The organism is Streptococcus sp. SI1, from assembly GCF_030439945.1.
Lineage (GTDB): Bacteria > Bacillota > Bacilli > Lactobacillales > Streptococcaceae > Streptococcus > Streptococcus intermedius.
Map to the genome: position 1 here is coordinate 54,516 of NZ_JAQFJE010000008.1, position 18,958 is coordinate 73,473.

Here is an 18,958-nt window from a genome sequence, read left to right on the forward strand (position 1 = left end):
AAAATCCACTTTTTGCATCACAAATAAACCATTCTCGACACTTTTTTAAACTATAAACATTGTTCATCAAGATTCATTCGACAAAACTTACAAAATTCTAGCATTTCTCCACTATTAGTCGATTTTCTCCGACATAGCATATATTACACGTTTTTCTATATCAAAATACCTTCCAAGTGATCCAATTCATGCTGACAAATTTGTGCTGGAAAATCTTTCAAAATCAGAGTTTGCTTTTGCCAATTCTGATCCAAATATTCAACCGTAATCTCCTTATAACGCGTCGCCAGGCAACTTTCCACAAGTGACAAACACGATTCTTCTACTTGGTAAGGTGATACTTTCTTTTTCAAAATAGGATTGAACATGATAATAGGCACCATACCATACATAAAAATAATCGCTCGTTTTTGCGCCCCAATCATATTGGCCGCCATTCCGACGCACCTATCTTGATTTGCTTTTAAAGTATCTAATAAATCCTGCCCAATTTCGATATCTTCTTTGGTCGCTAATTGCGCTTTCTGTTGTAAAAATAATCGATCTTTTACAATTGGTTTAATCATTTTCCTCCTCATTAAAAAAGAGCAAGTTCATTCAATATCCTTTTACTTGCTCTCAATTCACTTAATTATCCTTTGACTTTTTCACTGACTTTTTTAGCTAAGACAAAATTTCCAAGTGTTGCTGAGCCATTTCCAGCAACAGCTGGTGTCACAATATAGTCACGCACATCAGGTACTGGCAGATAACCATTCAAAAGAACAGTGAATTTTTCACGAACGCGATCCAGCATATGTTGTTGCGCCATGACCCCTCCACCAAAGACAACAACATCCGGACGGAAAGTCACTGTTGCTTGAATCGCTGCTTGTGCAATATAATAAGCTTGAATATCCCAGACAGAGCTGTTTAGTTCTATATTTTCTCCTCGAATGCCAGTACGAGCCTCTAAGCTAGGTCCGGCAGCCAATCCCTCCAAACAACCATTATGGAATGGACAAACACCATTAAATTCTTTCTCTACATCCATCGGGTGTTTCGCAACATAATAATGCCCCATCTCAGGATGACCCGTTCCACCAACAAATTCACCACGTTGAATAGCACCAGCACCAATACCTGTTCCAATCGTATAATAAACCAAATTTTCAATACGACCACCAGCATTGTTTCGTGCTACTATTTCACCGTACGCAGAGCTATTAACATCTGTCGTAAAGAAAATCGGTACATTCAATGCACGCCGCAAAGCACCGACAATATCAACATTTGCCCAGTGTGGCTTGGGTGTAGTTGTAATAAAACCATACGTTTTTGAATTTGGATCAATATCAATCGGTCCAAAAGAACCAATTGCCAATCCCGTCAAATTCTCAAAGCGTGAGAAAAATGCAATTGTTTTATCCAATGTTTCAATCGGTGTAGTCGTTGGAAATTGCGTTTTCTCAACCACTTCAAAATTGTCGCCACCAACTGCACAAACAAATTTTGTACCACCAGCCTCTAAGCTTCCATACAATTTTGTCATTTCAAAACCTCTTTATATTTTGTTTTATTCTCTCTTCATTATAGCATATATTCATGTCACTTCTGAGTACAAATTTCAGTTATTCTTCTCTTTTTCAAAGAAAAGCGAACAAACGTTCATTTGCTCGCCTTATCTTACATTAAGCTTTCAACTCAATGACAGCCTCTCCCTTAGTTACCGCACCCTCTGCAACAGGAGTGACAGAAACATAATCAGCTGTATTTGTGACAATCACCATGGTTGTATCATCGAGACCAGCAGCTGCAATTTTAGTAGCATCAAAGGTTCCTAGAACATCACCTGCTTTGACCTTATCCCCTTGAGCAACCTGTTGATTAAATCCTTCACCATTCATTGAAACAGTATCAATACCAACGTGAATCAAGATTTCAGCACCATTTCCCGTTTTCAAACCATAAGCGTGACCAGTTGCAAATGCAATCGTTACTTCTGCATCAGCAGGAGCATATACAACCCCTTCACTAGGTTTTACTGCGATTCCTTGTCCCATAGCACCACTTGAGAACACTGGATCATTAACATCTTTCAAATCAACGATTGAACCAACGATTGGAGAAAGGATTGTTTCATCAGTAAGAACTGGCGCAGCAGCTTCATTTGCTTCGACTACTTCTTTAGCTTCAGTAACTTCTTCTTCAGCATCTTTATAACCAAATGCATAAGTCAAGCCAAATCCAAGACCAGTTGTTACAAGTACCATAAAGATATATTGAAGAACTTGTCCATTCAGATAGAGAAGCGTACCTGGAATAATGGTAATCCCAAATCCAGTACCAGCAAGTCCAAGAATAGAAGCTAACCAACCACCAATAGCACCAGCTGCAAGACCAAGCACGAATGGTTTACCATAACGTAAGTTCACACCGAAAATAGCTGGTTCAGTGATTCCAAGACCTGCAGAGAGAGCTGCTGGAAACGCAAGAGCTTTTAATTTTTTAGATTTTGTTTTTACACCAACTGCCAGCGTTGCACCCGCTTGGGCAGTCATCGCCGCTGTGATAATCGCATTAAAGGCATCTTTTCCTTCATTTGCGATCAGTTGTGCTTCTAGTAAGTTGAAGATATGGTGCACACCTGTTACCACAATCAGTTGGTGAATACCCCCAAGAATCAGACCTGCTAAGCCAAACGGTAAAGCAAGAATAGCTTTTGTTGCAGCAAGAATGACATTTTCAAGTGAATGGAAAATTGGACCAATGATAAAGAGACCCAGAACTGACATCACAAGGAAAGTCAAGAATGGCACAACAAGCAAATCAAGCACATCTGGAATTTTCTTATGCAACCATTTTTCAAGCTTCGCACCAAGTAGACCAATGAAGAAGGCTGGCAAAACTGAATTTTGATAACCAACGACCGGAATAAAACCAAAGAACATGATTGGCTTGGCATCACCAGAAGCAACAGCCCAAGCATTTGGAAGAGCTGTATTTACCAGCATCAAGCCAAGTACAATACCAATAACCGGATTCCCACCAAATACACGGAAAGCCGACCAAGAAATCAAAGCAGGGAAGAAAGCAAAAGCTGTATCTGTCAAAACGACTGTATAAGTATAAAAATCTGATGCAGCAAAAGCTTTTGAGGTTGTCCCAAATAATCCAAGAATCGTATCATTATTAATCGCACCACGAATCCCCATGAACAGACCTGTTGCTACGATGGCTGGTAAGATAGGTACAAATACATCACCAAATGTACGAACAGCACGTTGGAACCAATTTCCTTTTTTAGCAGCTTCTGCTTTTTGTTCACCAGTTGAAGAAGTTGGTAAGCCAAGTGCAACCACTTCATCATATATTTTATTAACGGTACCAGTCCCAAAGATAATTTGATATTGACCTGAATTAAAGAACGCTCCTTGAACCTTCTCAAGATTCTCAACTCTGTCTTTAGCAATTTTAGCTTCATCCTTGACCATGATACGCAGACGGGTCGCACAGTGAGCAACACTACTTACATTGTCTCGTCCACCAATGGCTTCAATGACCGCTTTTGCAATGTCCTTATTTTCCATTTGCATCTCCTTATTGAAAATAATTAACTTTTATGAAAGCGATTTAATCGCTCCTACGACTATTATTTTAACATGATTTAAAAATATGTCAAGCGTTTTGCAGAAATTTTATTTTTTTCTGCTAAAAAGTTGATTTTTCTAAAGAAAACGTTTACTATATAAGTAAGAAAACTATATTGGAGGATAAAAGATTGGCTTGGACAACCGAACAACGCTACAAACGTTATGAAAACTGGACAACAGATGAAATCAATCAAATAAAAGAAAATATTGAAAAATCCCCTTGGCGTACTAGTTACCATGTAGAACCTCAGACAGGATTACTCAATGATCCAAACGGCTTCTCTTATTTTAATGGTAAATGGATTGTGTTCTATCAGAACTTCCCTTTTGGAGCAACCCACGGTCTAAAATGCTGGGTACAGCTCGAAAGTGATGATTTAGTCCATTTCACGGAAACTGGTGTACGAGTTCTACCAGATACGAAACTGGATAGCCACGGCGCCTACTCTGGCTCTGCTATGCAGTTCAATGACAAGCTTTTCCTTTTTTATACCGGAAATGTTCGCGATGAAAATTGGGTACGCCACCCATACCAAATTGGAGCATTGTTGAATAAAGAAGGGAAAGTCGAGAAGATTGATAAAGTCTTGATTGAGCAACCAAAAGAAGCTACAGATCACTTTCGCGATCCACAGATTTTCAATTATAAAGGCCAGATCTATGCCATTGTCGGCGGACAAAATCTGGACAAAAAAGGGTTTATCAAGCTTTATAAAGCAGTTGAAAACGACTATATAAACTGGGAAGAAGTCGGCGATTTAGACTTTGAAAATGACAATACAGCCTACATGATGGAATGCCCCAATCTTGTCTTTATTGATGAAACACCTATTTTGCTCTACTGCCCTCAAGGTTTATCAAAAGAAGTTGCTCCTTACGACAATATTTTCCCAAACATGTATAAGATAGGTCAATCGTTTGACACAGCAAAGACAGCAATTGTCGATCCGAGTCCTCTGCAAAATTTAGATTATGGATTTGATTGCTATGCCACCCAAGCTTTCAATGCTCCAGATGGCCGTGTCTTAGCAGTCAGCTGGTTAGGTTTGCCGGATATTGCTTACCCATCTGATCGTTTTGATCATCAAGGAATTTTCTCGCTTGTCAAAGAATTAACACTAAAAAAAGGAAAACTCTATCAATATCCTGTCCAAGCAATCCAAAACCTGCGAAAAGAGAATAAAGTATTCACCAACCAAGCAAAAACAAAAAATAGCTATGAACTGGAATTAGAATTTGCAAGTGATTCACAAACTGAAATCGTCCTCTTTGCAGATCAAAAACAAAAAGGCTTCCGTATTCGCTTTGACATCAAAAATGGTCAAGTAACAATTGACCGTAGTGAAGTTGGCGAACAATATGCTCTTGAATTTGGGACAGTTCGCCGCTGTATGATTGAAAACCAAACTACAACTGCCTCAATTTTCATTGATAAGTCAGTTTTTGAAATTTTTATTAACAAAGGAGAGAAAGTATTTTCAGGTCGTATTTTCCCACATAATGACCAAAACGGCATTTGTATCACTGAGGGAAATCCAACCGGAACTTACTATGAATTAGATTATGGTCGCAAAGTTAACTGATGTTGCAAAAATTGCCGGAGTTAGCCCAACAACTGTTTCCCGTGTGATTAACAAAAAAGGCTACCTCTCAGAAAAAACAATCACAAAAGTAACTGAAGCTATGCGAGAATTAGGCTACAAACCTAATAATCTCGCTCGCAGCTTACAAGGAAAATCCGCTAAATTAATTGGATTGATCTTTCCAAATATTAGTCATATATTTTATGCTGAACTCATTGATAAATTAGAACACGAGTTATTTAATAGAGGTTACAAAACAATTATCTGCAACAGCGAACACAATTCGAACAAAGAAAAAGAATATCTGGAGATGCTAGAAGCCAATCAAGTCGATGGCATTATCTCTGGCAGCCATAACTTAGGCATTTCGGATTATGACCGCGTAACAGCTCCTATTATCTCTTTTGACCGCAACTTGTCTCCTTCTATTCCTGTTGTATCTTCCGACAACTATGCTGGTGGAACCCTAGCCGCAGAAACATTGGTCAAATCTGGAGCTAAAAAGATTATTATGATTACCGGAAATGATAATTCCAATTCACCAACAGGTCTCCGCCATGCAGGCTTTGCCTCTATCCTACCAACCGCTCCTATTATCAATGTATCTAGCGACTTCTCTCCCATTCGCAAAGAAATGGAAATCAAAAATATCTTAAAAAATAGAAAACCTGATGCTATTTTTGCTTCAGATGATTTAACTGCCATTTTAATCATGAAAGTCGCTCAAGAACTGGGGGTCAACATCCCAGAGGAACTAAAAGTTATTGGTTATGACGGAACTTATTTTGTGGAAAATTACTATCCACAGCTCGCCACTATTCAGCAACCATTAAAAGATATAGCTTGCTTACTGGTCGATTTATTGTTGCGAAAAATTGAAGGAGAAGAAATTCCAACAACTGGTTACTTCTTACCTGTTCATCTATCTTCTGGTAAAAGTATTTAATACTGTAAATAGTGAAAACCCACTTAAGCTTTCTTCATACTTAAGTGGGTCTAATCTTTATTCGTTTCCTATGGACTTCTATTAATTATTCTACAAGGAGAAACTCATCAATTGCCTGAGCGCAGCCATCATGATCATTATCAGCTACAATGACATCCGCCAATCCTTTAATACTCTCATTAGCATTTCCCATAGCAATACCCAAGCCTGCTTCACGAATCATACTTTCATCGTTATCTGCGTCACCAACAGCAATGATCTGTTCCATAGGGAGTTGCAAATATTGAGCCAGGTGAGCTAAACCTTTCCCTTTTTCAACACCCCGCGCTGTTAGTTCAAGACCACTTACTTCTGATTTTATCATGGCAATATCCTCAGATAACAAAACCTCATACGATTGATCTCGCTCATCAGCTGTTAAGTGATAAATATTGATCTTACCAAAATTTTCTCTTTCCTTTGCTAACAAATCACAGATATTATCTACTAATACCGCTGTTTCGTCATAAAGTTCAGTATAAATTTCCATATAGTAGTTCGCAATGTTCTCAAAATTAGAGCGCTGAAGATAGCCTTGTCCATTGATTACACCGACCACCATTAAATCGTGAGCTTCTGCCAACGTTTTCACTTTATCCACCACAACAGCAGGTAATGTTTGCTCTGCTAAAGTTTGCTTAGCTTCCATATCATAAATCAATGCACCACTAGCAAGAACGGCATAGCGAATCCCTTGCAAATCTTTTTTATAAAGACCTAGTTCTGACAAAGAGCGCCCTGTTGAAAGTGCAACTTGTTTTCCAGCTGCATACGCTCTGTCAATAGCTGCAATACTACTTTTAGCAATCGTCTTTTGACTGGTCAAAAGCGTTCCATCCATGTCAAATGCAATCAATTGATACATAACATTTCTCCTTTTTCTACTAAATTCAGTATAGCATAAAATCTAATAGAAAAGGAGAAACAAATAACAAATCACTTCAAAGTTCATTTGAAGTGATTTTAATCTATCAACAAAGTCGAGGGCAAATTATAATTCCTTATTATACTTTTCAACTTCTGCTTTATTAGCCCAGACAAAGTGCCCCGGACGAATTTCAACCATTTCTGGCTTATCTACTGAATAATCATGTTGATCAGCATCGTAGACTTTCAACACTTTCTTCCGTTCCAAAATCGGATCCGGAATTGGGACAGCTGACAATAAAGACTGAGTATAAGGATGGATTGGATTATTGAAGAGTTCTTCTGTTTCAGCAACTTCAACAATCACTCCCTTATAAATAACAGCAATCCGATCTGAGATAAAACGCACTACAGAAAGGTCATGAGCAATGAAAAGATAGGTCAAGCCCAGATCTTTTTGGAATTTCTTAAGAAGATTTAAAACTTGAGCACGAACAGACACGTCAAGTGCTGAAATTGGCTCATCGGCAATCACAAAGTCTGGTTCCATAACAAGCGCACGAGCAATCCCAATCCGCTGACGCTGACCACCCGAGAATTCATGCGGATAGCGAGTTAAATGCTCTGATAACAGCCCTACCTCATGAATAATATCTTTTACTTTATTCTGACGTTCTTCTTCATCTTTAAACAGATGGAAATTATACAGACCTTCTGAAATAATGTAATCAACCGTCGCACGTTCATTCAAACTAGCAGCAGGATCTTGGAAAATCATCTGAATTTTGCGAATGATTTCTGATTCTTCTTCTTTTGATTTCTTACCATTGATTCTTTTTCCATCAAAGAAGATATCTCCCTTACTAGTATTATTCAAACCAATAATCGCGCGTCCGATTGTTGTTTTACCAGAACCGGACTCTCCTACAAGCGAAAACGTTTCTCCTTTATTGATAAAGAAATTAGCATTTTTAACAGCAACAAATTTCTTGCTTCCTTCTCCGAAGGAAATCTCCAAATCTTTAACTTCTACTAATTTTTCAGACATTTCCTTCCTCCTAAGCATTTAAATGGGCAAATCCCATTTTTGAGCTAATTTTTTCGTGTAAATCATCAATAACAGCAGGTTTATTCACTTTTGGAGCATTTTCATGAAGCAACCATGTTTTTGCCCAATGCGTATCTGATACATAGATTTGAGGCGGTTTTTCCTCAAAATCAATTTCCATCGCATAGTCTGAGCGGAGAGCAAACGCATCTCCTTGCAAATGTGAATAAAGAGACGGTGGCGTACCAGGAATAGAGTACAGCTCCCCTTTATCGTCTGCCAACTGTGGTAAGCTTGATAACAAGCTCCAAGTATACGGATGACGTGGATCATAAAAGACCTCTTCTACTGTACCATACTCGACGATTTCTCCAGCATACATAACAGCAACCTTATCCGCAATACTTGCTACTACTCCAAGATCGTGGGTGATAAAAATAGTGGTGAATTGATACTCTTGTTGCAATGATTTCAACAAATCAATGATTTGCGCTTGAATGGTAACATCCAGTGCTGTCGTAGGTTCATCACAGATTAGAATATCTGGACGACAAGCAAGTGCAATGGCAATAACAATCCGTTGACGCATTCCCCCTGAATATTGGAAAGGATACTCATTAAAACGCTTTTCAGCATCAGGAATACCTACTTTATTCATATAGTCAACAGCCATTTCCTTCGCTTCTTTTGCCGTTTTCTTTTGATGTTTTACAATAACTTCTGTAATCTGGCTACCAATCGTATTAATTGGGTCTAAACTTGTCATTGGATCTTGGAAAATTGTCGCAATTTTAACACCACGAATAGGTTCCCAATCTTTATTGGATTTCAATTTTGTCAAATCTTGTCCACGATAGTTAATCGATCCTTGCGCTACTCGACCATTATCCTCTAACATTCCAGTAAAGGTTTTTGTCAAAACGGACTTACCAGAACCAGATTCTCCTACAAGCGCAAGAACTTCACCTTCGATGAGGTCAAGCGAAACGCCCCGAATAGCTGTTAAAACTTTGTCACGAACATCAAATTCCACGACAATATCGCGAGCAGTCAATATTACATTTTTTTCTTGTGTCATATTTACTCCTATCTATGTGTACGTGGATCACTAGCATCCGCTAAGTTTTGACCGACAACGAATAATGAAAGGGAAACCAAGATTAAAGTTGTCAATGGAATCCAGAAAAGATATGCATTTGTTGTAACGTTTTGTGAATAATCTGAAATCAAACGCCCTAAACTTGGCACCGTCACAGGAAGCCCCAAACCAAAGAAAGATAGAAAGGCTTCGTATGAAATGAAACTTGGTAGTAATTGTGAAGCAGTAGTCACAATGACAGAAACCAATTGTGGCATAATATTTTTCACAATAATTTTAAGCGTTGGCGTTCCCAAGGTACGACTGGCGAGGTTGTATTCTAAATCACGATAACGTAGAATTTGGATACGAATGTTGTAAGCAATCCCAATCCAACCAGTAATCGTCATGGCAAAAATCAAATTCCAGAAACCTGCACCGATTGAGTACGTCAAGACAATGACAATCAAAAGCGGTGGGATGTTAGAAATAATATTATAAATCTCAATCATCACACGATCGACAGTTTTTGAAATTCCCCAGATGCCACCAATAACAATACCAATCACAAGGTTAATCACGGTTGCAATAACTGAAATAAGAATAGAGTTACGTGCTCCAAACCACACTCCGTCAAAGAGAGACTTCCCGTTACTATCTGTACCAAACCAATATTGAGCATTCGGTTTGATATAACGAGCACTAAAATCATTTACTTTACTTACATCATTAAAATCGAAATTTGAAAAAATCGGATAGATGAAACTCATCAAAACAATTGCAACAAGAATACCCAACATAGCAATTGTTGATTTTTTCCTTAAGAATTGACGCATAACAGATTTCCAGTAAGAATAAGCTGGTGCATCAATTATTTCAGAGGCAAAATCATCGCGTTTTACAAATGTGAACTTACTTTTATCAATTGTAGCCATTATTTACCTCCTTTTGATGTTAATTTAATACGTGGGTCAAGCATGGTCATCAGAATATCACCCAATAGAAGAGCAAAGATAGATAGACATGTAAAGATAAATACAAGACCAACGACCATAGAATTATTAGATGCTTTGACAGAGTCAATCAGCATTTTACCCATTCCAGGGAAAGCAAAAATTGTTTCAGTCAAGGTTGCACCTGTGATAACTCCAATAATAGCACCAGGTATGCTGGATACAAGTGGTACCATAGCGTTTTTAAAAATATGTTTATTTGAAATTTCTTGTTCAGAGAGACCTTTTGCCCGAGCAAAACGAACAAAGTCTTGTGATTGCAGGTCAATCATATAACGGCGAATCCAAACAGCAGTCCAAGGCGCACTCAACAGTCCAAGAATGACTGCTGGCAACACATAAGAACGCCAATCTCCTGCACCTAAAATAGGGAAGGAGTCTGGCAATCCTATTGCTGAACCAATCAAGCGAATGATATAAACCAAAGCAATAGTTGGCAGCGACATTAAGAAAGTCAAAGCACCAGTTGAAATACTGTCAAACAATGTATTCTTAAAACGAGCCATATAAGAGCCTAACGGCACAGCGATTAAGTAAGACAATGCTAGACCAATCAAACCAACAATTGAAGAACTTACAAGCATTGATGGATACTGATAGTTGCTTTCTGTTGCTGTATAAGGATCGTCTTTCCCGTAATTAGCAACATCTCGCACATCAGCGTGTTTTGGAGACTTATAGGTACGCGTGTAAATATTAACAGACGATGTTTTCTTTCCTGTTGGAAATTGAACTTCTGAAGTCTGCGTTTGACCTTGCCCTTGTGAAATAACTTGTAGAACAGGGAGATTTGCATAGGTTGGATAAGATGTTCCCAAATTTAATCTTACAAAATTTTGATGGATAAATGGAAATTGACTGTTGAAATATAACAAGTATTTATGTTTCGTTCCAGAACCAACAACAGACCAACCAATAGCAGGATCATTTTCAATACGAAGATAACGCTTCAAGTTTGGATTAGAAGCATCTTTCACAGCCCCTGTATGATCAATTTGAATCAAATTACCATAGAAACCAAGAACGCGTTCATAAACCGGAACCTCTCGAGTTGCATAAAATTGCTTACTTTCTTTGAATTGCTGCAATTTCCAACCACGCCCCAACTTTTTGATGTAAGCTTCATAGATTTTTTTATTTGCATTAGTAGGTTCTACTGTTACAGAAGGATTCTCTTTACTAGCTTTTTCTTGTAATTCCTTCGTATCATAGTAGTCAATGTAACCCATACGATCAAAAATTGTATTTTCATAATTAGTCTTTTTATCAGGAGTTGTAGCTATTTTATTATAGTTTGGATCCTGTTTAAAAATCAACTTTCTTGGCACCATAGTATAGATAATGGTGTAAGTCAATGTTGTTACCATGAAAATAGATACTAAAGAGCGTAAGATACGCATAAAAATATATTTCTTCATTTACCGTTTCCTTTAAAATCCCAAAAGAACTTTCTCCCCTGTTAGAGAAAGTTCTGATGAGAAGTTTATTTTACATGATCTGCTAATTCTTTGGTATTTACTGATTTAGCATGAGTCACATCAGATATTCTACTTCAATCACTATGATTAAGTTATTAAACTTAACCTGTCAGTCAAGACCGAAGGAAGAGCTAGAAAAATGTCACGCGTCACGACAAATATCTATTTTCGATTTTAGAATACCTTCAATTTTAAACTGATTGTTTAAAATTATACCACAATTCTAGTCAATTGTAAAATCAATTGTCAGAATATTTTTATCATAAATGAACCTTTTTTGTTTTTCTGTTAAATTTTTTCTAATTTTTTTCAATTATTTAACATGATCTGCAAGTTCTTCTTGAGCTTTTTTATTAGATTTTGATCGCTCTTTATTCCATTTAGTCATAGCTTTCTTGTACTGATCTTGTGTAACAGGCTCATCTTGGAGTTCAAGATATTTATATAGAATGATTTCACTATTCCCTTTGTTTCCTGACCAAGCAAATGGATTAGTAAATGGCACTGTGCGAGAAAGAATTGGACGACCAGTCAAGGTTGTTGTCGGAATAACCAAAGCATTATCAGTCAACCAAGCTTGGGCTGCAGCATATTTTTCATAGCGTGCATTCGTATTAGTGGTTTCTTTTTCGGCCTCATTCAGTAATTTTTCATATTCATTCATACCAACTTGTGCCGCAGCAGCATTATTTTTACCTGAATCAAATCCTAGATAAGTCTTAGTGTTTTCACCACTTGAAGGCTTGATGACATCAAGATAAGTAGATGGATCTTGGAAATCTGGACTCCAACCAACATTGTCTGAAAGATCCCAATCCTCTGCAGCAGCAGATTCAGCAAAGTAAGTGATATTATTTACATCGTCTTTAGACATTTGTTGAATATCAATCACAACATTTTCTTTGCCAAGATTCTTTTCAATCGATTGTTTCAATGATTGTACACGTTGAACTTTATTCGTTGCCGTTTGGTCAACTGGCATATCAATGTGAATCGGGAATTGAACACCGTCTGCTTGAAGCGCTGCTTTGGCTTTAGCTAATTTTTCCTTGGCTTTCGTTGGATTGTAAAGCCCGTCTTGCGCATCATTTAAATTGACATCTTTCCAACTTTCATCGTAACCAACTAATTTTTCTTTGACCAATTCTCCAAAGTTCTTATCATCTGTTTGAACAAAAGTTGGCGGTACAAAGAGATTACGAAGCATCTTCGTCGCACCGTCTTTACCATTCACCTGTGAAGCATAAGCAGTACGGTCAAATGCAAAGGTAATTGCTTGACGAAAATCTTTATTCAATAATGCTTTCTTAGTAGATGTCTTTTGAGCATCTGTTGTCTTTGATGTATGATTGTAAGATTGACGATCAATGTTTGTAGCCACTAGATAAGTGGTTGCATCTTGCGGAGTATAAACGATGTTGTTTTTGTATTTCTTGCTGACAGAAGCATAACTTGGACTGGTTGGAAATACTTTGGCATTGGTAAATGAGCCATCGCTAAATCCTTTAGCCAGTTTATCCTGATCCTGACCATCATAGTAAGATAACTTGATGTGATCAATGTGCACGTTTTTCTTATCCCAATAGTTTGGATTTTTAGCAAATTCAACAGATGATTTCGCTGTGATAGATTTTAGCAAGTAAGGTCCATTGTAAAGAATACTAGATGGATCTGTTGCTTGCGCAAATTTATTGCCTTTTGATTTCAAAAATTCTGCATTAACTGGTGCTAAAACTCCCATTGTTGTTTTCGAGTTCCAAAAGCTTTCTGGTCGATTAAGTGTGTATTGGACGGTATAATCATCAACTGCTTTTATACCAACAGCAGAGAAATCTTTATTTTCACCTTTCATATAAGCATCCAAACCTTTAATGGAATCTTGCACCAAATAAATGGCATCAGATTTCTTATCTGCAGCGTGCTTCAAACCTGTCACAAAGTCTTGCGCTTTAACTTCTGCATACTCTTCCCCTTCTGAAGTATACCATTTAACTCCCTTGCGAAGTTTGTAAGTGTAAGTCAAGCCGTCTTTAGAGACGGTCCAATCTTTTGCCACAGAAGGAATTAAGTTCCCATAACGGTCATTTTCCAAGAGGCCATCAATGACGTTACTTGTAATGTTTGAAGTAGAGGCCTTCCCAGTTGTCAGATAATCTAGATTATCCGGATCTTGTTCATAAACATACGAAAACGTTTTGTTACTAGAACCTGTTTTAGAACCAGAACAAGCCGCTAATGTCCCCGTCGCGAGTAAGGCAACAGCCGTTAAGGCAATGATTTTACTTTTCTTCATGAATATTCCCCCCAAAATCATTATTTTTATACATTCTAGCACACAAAAAGAAAAAAGTAAATAGAATTTTCTAAATTTTATGACAAATTTTGGAAGTTGATTTAATAAGGTTTATATTAATCTATTAATCTTTAGAAATTAAAAAAGCAGGTTTTCCTCACCTTTTAGTGAGTTTCACCTGCTTTTATAAGTTGTATTATTTTACATGATCAGCTAATTTATCTTGAGCTTTTTTATTAGATTCGGCCTTTTCTTTTTGCCATTTCTTCTTAGCTGCTTCATAGTCTTTCTTCGTGACAGCATCTTTACCGACTTTAATGTATTTATAGTAGGTTGAGCTACCTTTACTACCTGTTTGCGCAAATGCACCTGAGAACGGTTGAATGCGTGACACAAAAGTTCCGGCACCTGTTGAAGCCATTGTTGGTAAGACAAGTGAACTGTCTGTTAACCAAGCTTGTGCTGCTGCATATTTTTCATAACGTTTTGCAATGTCTGTTGTTTCTGCACCTGCTTCATCGACTAATTTATTATATTCGTCCAAGCCAACTGCTTTAGCACCAGCATTTTCACTACCAGAGTCAAATCCAAACCAAGTCTTCGTATTGTCAGAAGCCGTTGATTTCAAAATATCAAGATAAGTAGATGGATCTTGATAATCAGGACTCCAACCAACAGCACCTGAAATATCCCAGTCTTCTCCAGCTGCGTTTGGAGCATAGTAAGTGATGTTATTAAAGTCGTCTTCTGACATCATATTCAAGTCCATGACAACATTTTCTTTGCCAAGTACTTTTTCAACAGATTGTTTCAAAGACTGCATCCGAGCAACATAGCTCTTAGAAGTTTCCACAGTAGGAACATCTAAGTGGATTGGGAACTGTACACCTTGAGCTTGCAAAGCTGCTTTTGCTTTTGCAAATTTTTCTTTTGCTTTTGTTGGATTGTACAAGCCGTTTTGTGAATCAGCTAATTTAACACCCTTCCATGTATCACCATAGCTCGCTAATTTTTCTTCTACAGCATCACCAAATGATTTTTCACCAACTTGAACAAAGTTAGATGGCACAAACATATTGCGGATTGCTGTGGCAGCTCCAGCTTTACCATTGACTTGTGCTGCGTAAGATTCACGATCCAGTGCAAAGTTTAGCGCTTGGCGGAAGTCTTTGTTCAACAATGCTTTTTTCGTTGAATTCTTTTGCTCATCTGTCTTTTTGGCAGTATGCTTGTATGATTGACGATCGATATTCAATGCTAAAGCTGCTGTTCCTGCACCTGCTTCTGCAGTATAGATATTATCTTTGAACTGCTTTTCAAAAGTTGCAAAGTTTGAGCTTGTTGGGAAGAGACGAGCATAAGAGTAAGCTCCATCTTTAAAGTTACGCGCAAGAGAGTCTTGGTCTTGACCATCATAGTAAGCAAGTTTAATCTTATCAACTTTTACTTTATCTTTATCCCAATAATGTTTATTTTTAACATATTCTACCGCAGATTTCGCTGTAATAGCTTTCATCAGGAATGGCCCATTATAAAGGATAGAGTTAGGATCTGTTGATTGGCCAAATTTATTTCCTTTAGATTTCAAAAATTCGGCATTGATTGGCCACATAATGGCAGAGGTTGTCTTAGAATTCCAATATGGTTCTGGCTTGTTTAATGTATACTGAACAGTATAGTCATCAACTGCTTTCACACCTACTGTTGAAAAATCTTTTGTTTGACCATTCACGTAAGCATCTAAACCTTTAATTGAATTTTGAACCAAATAAAGAGCTTCAGATTTTTTATCGGCAGCATGTTTCAGTCCAGTTACAAAATCTTGCGCCTTGACTTCAGCATACTCTTCACCTTCTGATGTGTACCATTTGGCACCCTTACGAAGTTTATAAGTATAGGTTAAACCATCTTTTGATACAGTCCATGACTTAGCCATTGATGGTACAAGATTTCCATATTTGTCATTTTCTAACAATCCGTCAACTCCATTTGTCACAAGATCGCTAGTAGTTGCTTTTCCTGATGTTACGTAATCCAAAGTTTCTGGATCACCAGAATACACATAACCGAACTTGGTTTCAGCGGAGTTCGATTTCGAACCCGAGCAAGCAGCTAAAAGGCCAGAAGTTAAAAGAGCTAACCCCGCAACTGCGATGATTTTACCTTTTTTCATAGTTACCTCCGAAAAGTATGATATATTCTAATTATACTATAACTTAACAAAAAGTAAAGAATTTTCAAACAAATCTTTTATTAAAAAATGTGGTTGTGTTCCAAATGCCTTCAAAAAACCGCTTTACTTCTCGTATCCTATCAGTGAATGCACTGTTTTTATATCTCTTTCTCTGAACAAATGACATACGTTTCAAACTCTAGATTCGGCATACATTCTGCTAAATCGTTCTCAATGCGCTCCAGTGCTTCCAAACGCATTTCCACAGATGTATGTGCATTCCCTTGAATAATAAAAATGGCGTTTTGGGTTTCATCATCAAATTTATAGTGTTCTCCATCGCGAACATCTAGCCATGCTAAAATTCCTTTTTGATCACGATAAACATAATCAGTCTGTGAAACGTGTTTTTCCGTAGATAAAATCGGTAGAAACACATCTTCTTTTTGACTAACCGTAAATTCAATTTGCCCTGCTATTTTATCCAAATCATGCCCACCGATGGCTAATAAAGAATGTAAAGATTCAACATTATAAATATCAATAATACTATTAATATTCGGGATGGATCCACGATGTCGAATATTCCGAATAAGCGCCAAAACGGTAGGAGGGTTCTTCTTGACACTACGTCCGACACTTTGCAATAAATCCTTGTAGCCTTGAATGACTGGAGTATCAGACACCTCATCGATATCGCAATTCAACGCCCACTTTTCCATCTCTTTTTGCTTTTTCAAAAATGAAGCAGGTAAAGGTGCATGTGGGTCTACATTTTTAGCGATGCCAATAACCACATTTTTAATCCCAAGCATTGCGAGACTTTCATTCAGTATAAATTTCATCATGATCCACCTCCGGTTAATAGTTTAGTTCATTGATTAACGATTAGAGTCTTATACTCTTGCAAAAAGACTTATATTTTCTTTAAACTACTGCTTTTTATGATAATCAAATTATAAATCTCATTCAAAATAGTGTACCAGTTTATTCTACCAATAAAATTCTTTTATGAAAGAATGATGCTAAGCAGACTTCCATGACTGCAGTCATGAAAGTCTGTCTCGCTCTATTTATTTTCACTATTTTCAACTGCTGCTGTAACAAAAGCTGTATAAAGTCCCTCTGGACGATTAGGACGGCTAGATAATTCTGGGTGGTATTGACAAGCTACAAAGAATTTATTTTCTGGAATTTCAACAATTTCCACCAAGCGATTGTCCGGTGAAACTCCTGAGAATACAAAACCGGCATCTTCAAATTGTTGACGGAATTCATTATTAAATTCGTAACGGTGGCGGTGGCGACGCTGAACAACTTCTTGATTATCATAAGCTGCAGCTGCTTTGGATCCACGTTTTAGTTTAGACGGATAAAGTCCTAAGCGAAGTGTCCCTCCCATATCTTCCACATCAATCTGATCACGCATCAAATCAATAACAGGATGTTGCGTATCAGGGTTCAATTCTGAAGAATTAGCGTCCTTAAATCCTAGCACATGGCGAGCAAATTCGACACAAGTCAACTGCATGCCGAGGCAAATTCCAAGCATTGGCACATCATTTTCACGAGCATATTGAATCGTCGCAATCTTTCCTTCCGTTCCACGATGACCAAATCCACCAGGCACAATAATCCCGTCTACATCTTTTAGCAATTCGGCAACATTTTCAGTCGTGACATCATTTGCGTTGACCCAGCTCAATTTAATTTCTGCATCATTGGCGTAACCAGAATGTTTGAGAGCTTCCACAACAGAAATATAAGCATCTGGTAATTCCACATATTTCCCAACCAGAGCAATTTTTACTTTTTTCTTCAAATTCATTACTTTATCAACCATAGCAGACCAATCTGTCATATCTGCTTCTGGAACATCCAACTGCAAATGTTCACAAACGATCTGATCCATGTTTTGCGCTTGCAGATTGAGCGGAATTTGGTACAAATGTTCCACATCCAAGGACTCAATCACTGCTTCTGGTGCTACATCACAAAATTGTGCCAATTTGTTCTTAATATTTTGGCCAGCTGGTTTTTCAGTACGAATAACAAGCATGTTCGGTTGAATTCCAAGTCCACGTAATTCTTTTACAGAATGCTGAGTGGGCTTCGTTTTCATTTCCCCAGCAGCTTTCAGATAAGGAAGCAACGTCGTGTGGATATACATGACATTATCTGCACCAACATCTGCCTTCATTTGACGAAGTGCTTCTAAGAATGGCAAACTTTCAATATCTCCTACAGTACCACCAACCTCGGTAATGATAACATCTGAATCGGTTGTCGTTGCCGCACGTTTAATTTTTTCTTTTAAAGCATCTGTAATATGTGGGATGACCTGAACAGTAGCTCCAAGATATTCACCTTTGCGTTCTTTGCGAAGAACTTCACTATAAATCTTACCCGTTGTCACATTAGAATATTTGTTTAAGTTAATATCAATAAAGCGTTCATAGTGTCCAAGGTCTAAGTCAGTTTCTGCACCATCATCTGTCACAAACACTTCACCGTGTTGATAAGGGCTCATTGTTCCTGGGTCAATATTGATATATGGGTCAAACTTTTGAATGGTTACCTTAAGACCCCGATTTTTCAAAAGACGACCGAGACTTGCTGCCACAATCCCTTTGCCGATCGAACTAACTACACCACCTGTAACAAAAATATATTTTGTTGCCATAAATTCTCCTTATCTAAGATACAAAACTCGTTTAGAAAACACACGAAAATAGGAAGCAACCATCACAAATCATCTTCTCTCTTTTCGACGCTTTCAGGCGTGGTCATCCCTAATAGTAAAAACAA

General features: G+C 37.7%; 14 protein-coding genes. 2 read left to right on the forward strand and 12 right to left on the reverse strand.

Annotation, left to right across the window (positions count from 1 at the left end; all coding sequences use genetic code 11):
* Positions 1 to 155: 155 nt before the first annotated feature.
* From PCY10_RS09290 to PCY10_RS09300, 3 genes are all read right to left on the reverse strand, one after another.
* Positions 156 to 566: a peptide deformylase gene (locus tag PCY10_RS09290; protein WP_112384773.1), complete on the reverse strand. Its 411-nt coding sequence runs from the start codon at positions 564 to 566 to the stop codon at positions 156 to 158.
* A 65-nt stretch (positions 567 to 631) separates the two neighbouring features.
* On the reverse strand, positions 632 to 1,531 hold the full coding sequence (gene scrK, locus PCY10_RS09295; RefSeq protein WP_003074417.1) for a fructokinase ScrK: 900 nt from the start codon (positions 1,529 to 1,531) through the stop codon (positions 632 to 634).
* 139 nt (positions 1,532 to 1,670) lie between these two features.
* Entirely contained in the window at positions 1,671 to 3,569 is a 1,899-nt protein-coding gene (locus tag PCY10_RS09300) for a sucrose-specific PTS transporter subunit IIBC (protein ID WP_021003163.1), read from the reverse strand.
* Between the two features lie 191 nt (positions 3,570 to 3,760).
* On the opposite strand from PCY10_RS09300, the gene PCY10_RS09305 reads away from it, so the two are divergent.
* Together PCY10_RS09305 and PCY10_RS09310 are read left to right on the forward strand one after the other, a co-directional pair.
* Positions 3,761 to 5,215 (forward strand): sucrose-6-phosphate hydrolase, encoded by a 1,455-nt coding sequence (locus PCY10_RS09305; RefSeq protein WP_021003164.1) that lies wholly within the window; start codon positions 3,761 to 3,763, stop codon positions 5,213 to 5,215.
* The gene (locus tag PCY10_RS09310) at positions 5,196 to 6,161 is read left to right on the forward strand and encodes a LacI family DNA-binding transcriptional regulator (protein ID WP_021003165.1); all 966 of its coding nucleotides are present in this window, start codon (positions 5,196 to 5,198) and stop codon (positions 6,159 to 6,161) included. The genes PCY10_RS09305 and PCY10_RS09310 overlap by 20 nt, the downstream gene beginning before the upstream one ends.
* An 85-nt stretch (positions 6,162 to 6,246) precedes the next feature.
* On the opposite strand, the gene PCY10_RS09315 is transcribed toward PCY10_RS09310, so the two are convergent.
* From PCY10_RS09315 to PCY10_RS09355, 9 genes are all read right to left on the reverse strand, one after another.
* The gene (locus PCY10_RS09315; RefSeq protein ID WP_021003166.1) at positions 6,247 to 7,065 is read right to left on the reverse strand and encodes a Cof-type HAD-IIB family hydrolase; all 819 of its coding nucleotides are present in this window, start codon (positions 7,063 to 7,065) and stop codon (positions 6,247 to 6,249) included.
* A gap of 126 nt (positions 7,066 to 7,191) precedes the next feature.
* Complete coding sequence (locus PCY10_RS09320) at positions 7,192 to 8,115, reverse strand: ATP-binding cassette domain-containing protein (protein ID WP_021003167.1); 924 nt, start codon at positions 8,113 to 8,115, stop codon at positions 7,192 to 7,194.
* 10 nt (positions 8,116 to 8,125) lie between these two features.
* The gene (locus PCY10_RS09325; RefSeq protein ID WP_009569325.1) at positions 8,126 to 9,193 is read right to left on the reverse strand and encodes an ABC transporter ATP-binding protein; all 1,068 of its coding nucleotides are present in this window, start codon (positions 9,191 to 9,193) and stop codon (positions 8,126 to 8,128) included.
* An 8-nt stretch (positions 9,194 to 9,201) separates the two neighbouring features.
* Positions 9,202 to 10,128 carry an oligopeptide ABC transporter permease OppC gene (gene oppC, locus PCY10_RS09330; RefSeq protein WP_003074404.1) on the reverse strand — a complete coding sequence of 309 codons (927 nt, stop codon included), beginning with the start codon at positions 10,126 to 10,128 and terminating at the stop codon, positions 9,202 to 9,204.
* Positions 10,128 to 11,624: an ABC transporter permease gene (locus tag PCY10_RS09335; RefSeq protein ID WP_301559010.1), complete on the reverse strand. Its 1,497-nt coding sequence runs from the start codon at positions 11,622 to 11,624 to the stop codon at positions 10,128 to 10,130. The genes oppC and PCY10_RS09335 overlap by 1 nt, the downstream gene beginning before the upstream one ends.
* A gap of 373 nt (positions 11,625 to 11,997) precedes the next feature.
* Positions 11,998 to 13,977 carry a peptide ABC transporter substrate-binding protein gene (locus PCY10_RS09340; protein WP_021003168.1) on the reverse strand — a complete coding sequence of 660 codons (1,980 nt, stop codon included), beginning with the start codon at positions 13,975 to 13,977 and terminating at the stop codon, positions 11,998 to 12,000.
* A 196-nt stretch (positions 13,978 to 14,173) separates the two neighbouring features.
* On the reverse strand, positions 14,174 to 16,150 hold the full coding sequence (locus PCY10_RS09345) for a peptide ABC transporter substrate-binding protein (protein ID WP_009569328.1): 1,977 nt from the start codon (positions 16,148 to 16,150) through the stop codon (positions 14,174 to 14,176).
* 158 nt (positions 16,151 to 16,308) lie between these two features.
* The gene (locus PCY10_RS09350) at positions 16,309 to 16,998 is read right to left on the reverse strand and encodes a B3/4 domain-containing protein (protein ID WP_021003169.1); all 690 of its coding nucleotides are present in this window, start codon (positions 16,996 to 16,998) and stop codon (positions 16,309 to 16,311) included.
* A 221-nt stretch (positions 16,999 to 17,219) separates the two neighbouring features.
* Entirely contained in the window at positions 17,220 to 18,833 is a 1,614-nt protein-coding gene (locus PCY10_RS09355) for a CTP synthase (RefSeq protein WP_021003170.1), read from the reverse strand.
* Positions 18,834 to 18,958: the final 125 nt, after the last annotated feature.

What these genes read in the sequence shown, in the direction of transcription:
- oppC (WP_003074404.1), bottom strand. Translation starts at nt 10,128, where the DNA reads ATGGCTACAATTGATAAAAGTAAGTTCACATTTGTAAAACGCGATGAT.
- scrK (WP_003074417.1), bottom strand. Translation starts at nt 1,531, where the DNA reads ATGACAAAATTGTATGGAAGCTTAGAGGCTGGTGGTACAAAATTTGTT.
- PCY10_RS09340 (WP_021003168.1), bottom strand. Translation starts at nt 13,977, where the DNA reads ATGAAGAAAAGTAAAATCATTGCCTTAACGGCTGTTGCCTTACTCGCG.
- PCY10_RS09355 (WP_021003170.1), bottom strand. Translation starts at nt 18,833, where the DNA reads ATGGCAACAAAATATATTTTTGTTACAGGTGGTGTAGTTAGTTCGATC.
- PCY10_RS09290 (WP_112384773.1), bottom strand. Translation starts at nt 566, where the DNA reads ATGATTAAACCAATTGTAAAAGATCGATTATTTTTACAACAGAAAGCG.
- PCY10_RS09310 (WP_021003165.1), top strand. Translation starts at nt 5,196, where the DNA reads ATGGTCGCAAAGTTAACTGATGTTGCAAAAATTGCCGGAGTTAGCCCA.
- PCY10_RS09315 (WP_021003166.1), bottom strand. Translation starts at nt 7,065, where the DNA reads ATGTATCAATTGATTGCATTTGACATGGATGGAACGCTTTTGACCAGT.
- PCY10_RS09325 (WP_009569325.1), bottom strand. Translation starts at nt 9,193, where the DNA reads ATGACACAAGAAAAAAATGTAATATTGACTGCTCGCGATATTGTCGTG.
- PCY10_RS09320 (WP_021003167.1), bottom strand. Translation starts at nt 8,115, where the DNA reads ATGTCTGAAAAATTAGTAGAAGTTAAAGATTTGGAGATTTCCTTCGGA.
- PCY10_RS09335 (WP_301559010.1), bottom strand. Translation starts at nt 11,624, where the DNA reads ATGAAGAAATATATTTTTATGCGTATCTTACGCTCTTTAGTATCTATT.
- PCY10_RS09345 (WP_009569328.1), bottom strand. Translation starts at nt 16,150, where the DNA reads ATGAAAAAAGGTAAAATCATCGCAGTTGCGGGGTTAGCTCTTTTAACT.
- PCY10_RS09300 (WP_021003163.1), bottom strand. Translation starts at nt 3,569, where the DNA reads ATGGAAAATAAGGACATTGCAAAAGCGGTCATTGAAGCCATTGGTGGA.
- PCY10_RS09350 (WP_021003169.1), bottom strand. Translation starts at nt 16,998, where the DNA reads ATGATGAAATTTATACTGAATGAAAGTCTCGCAATGCTTGGGATTAAA.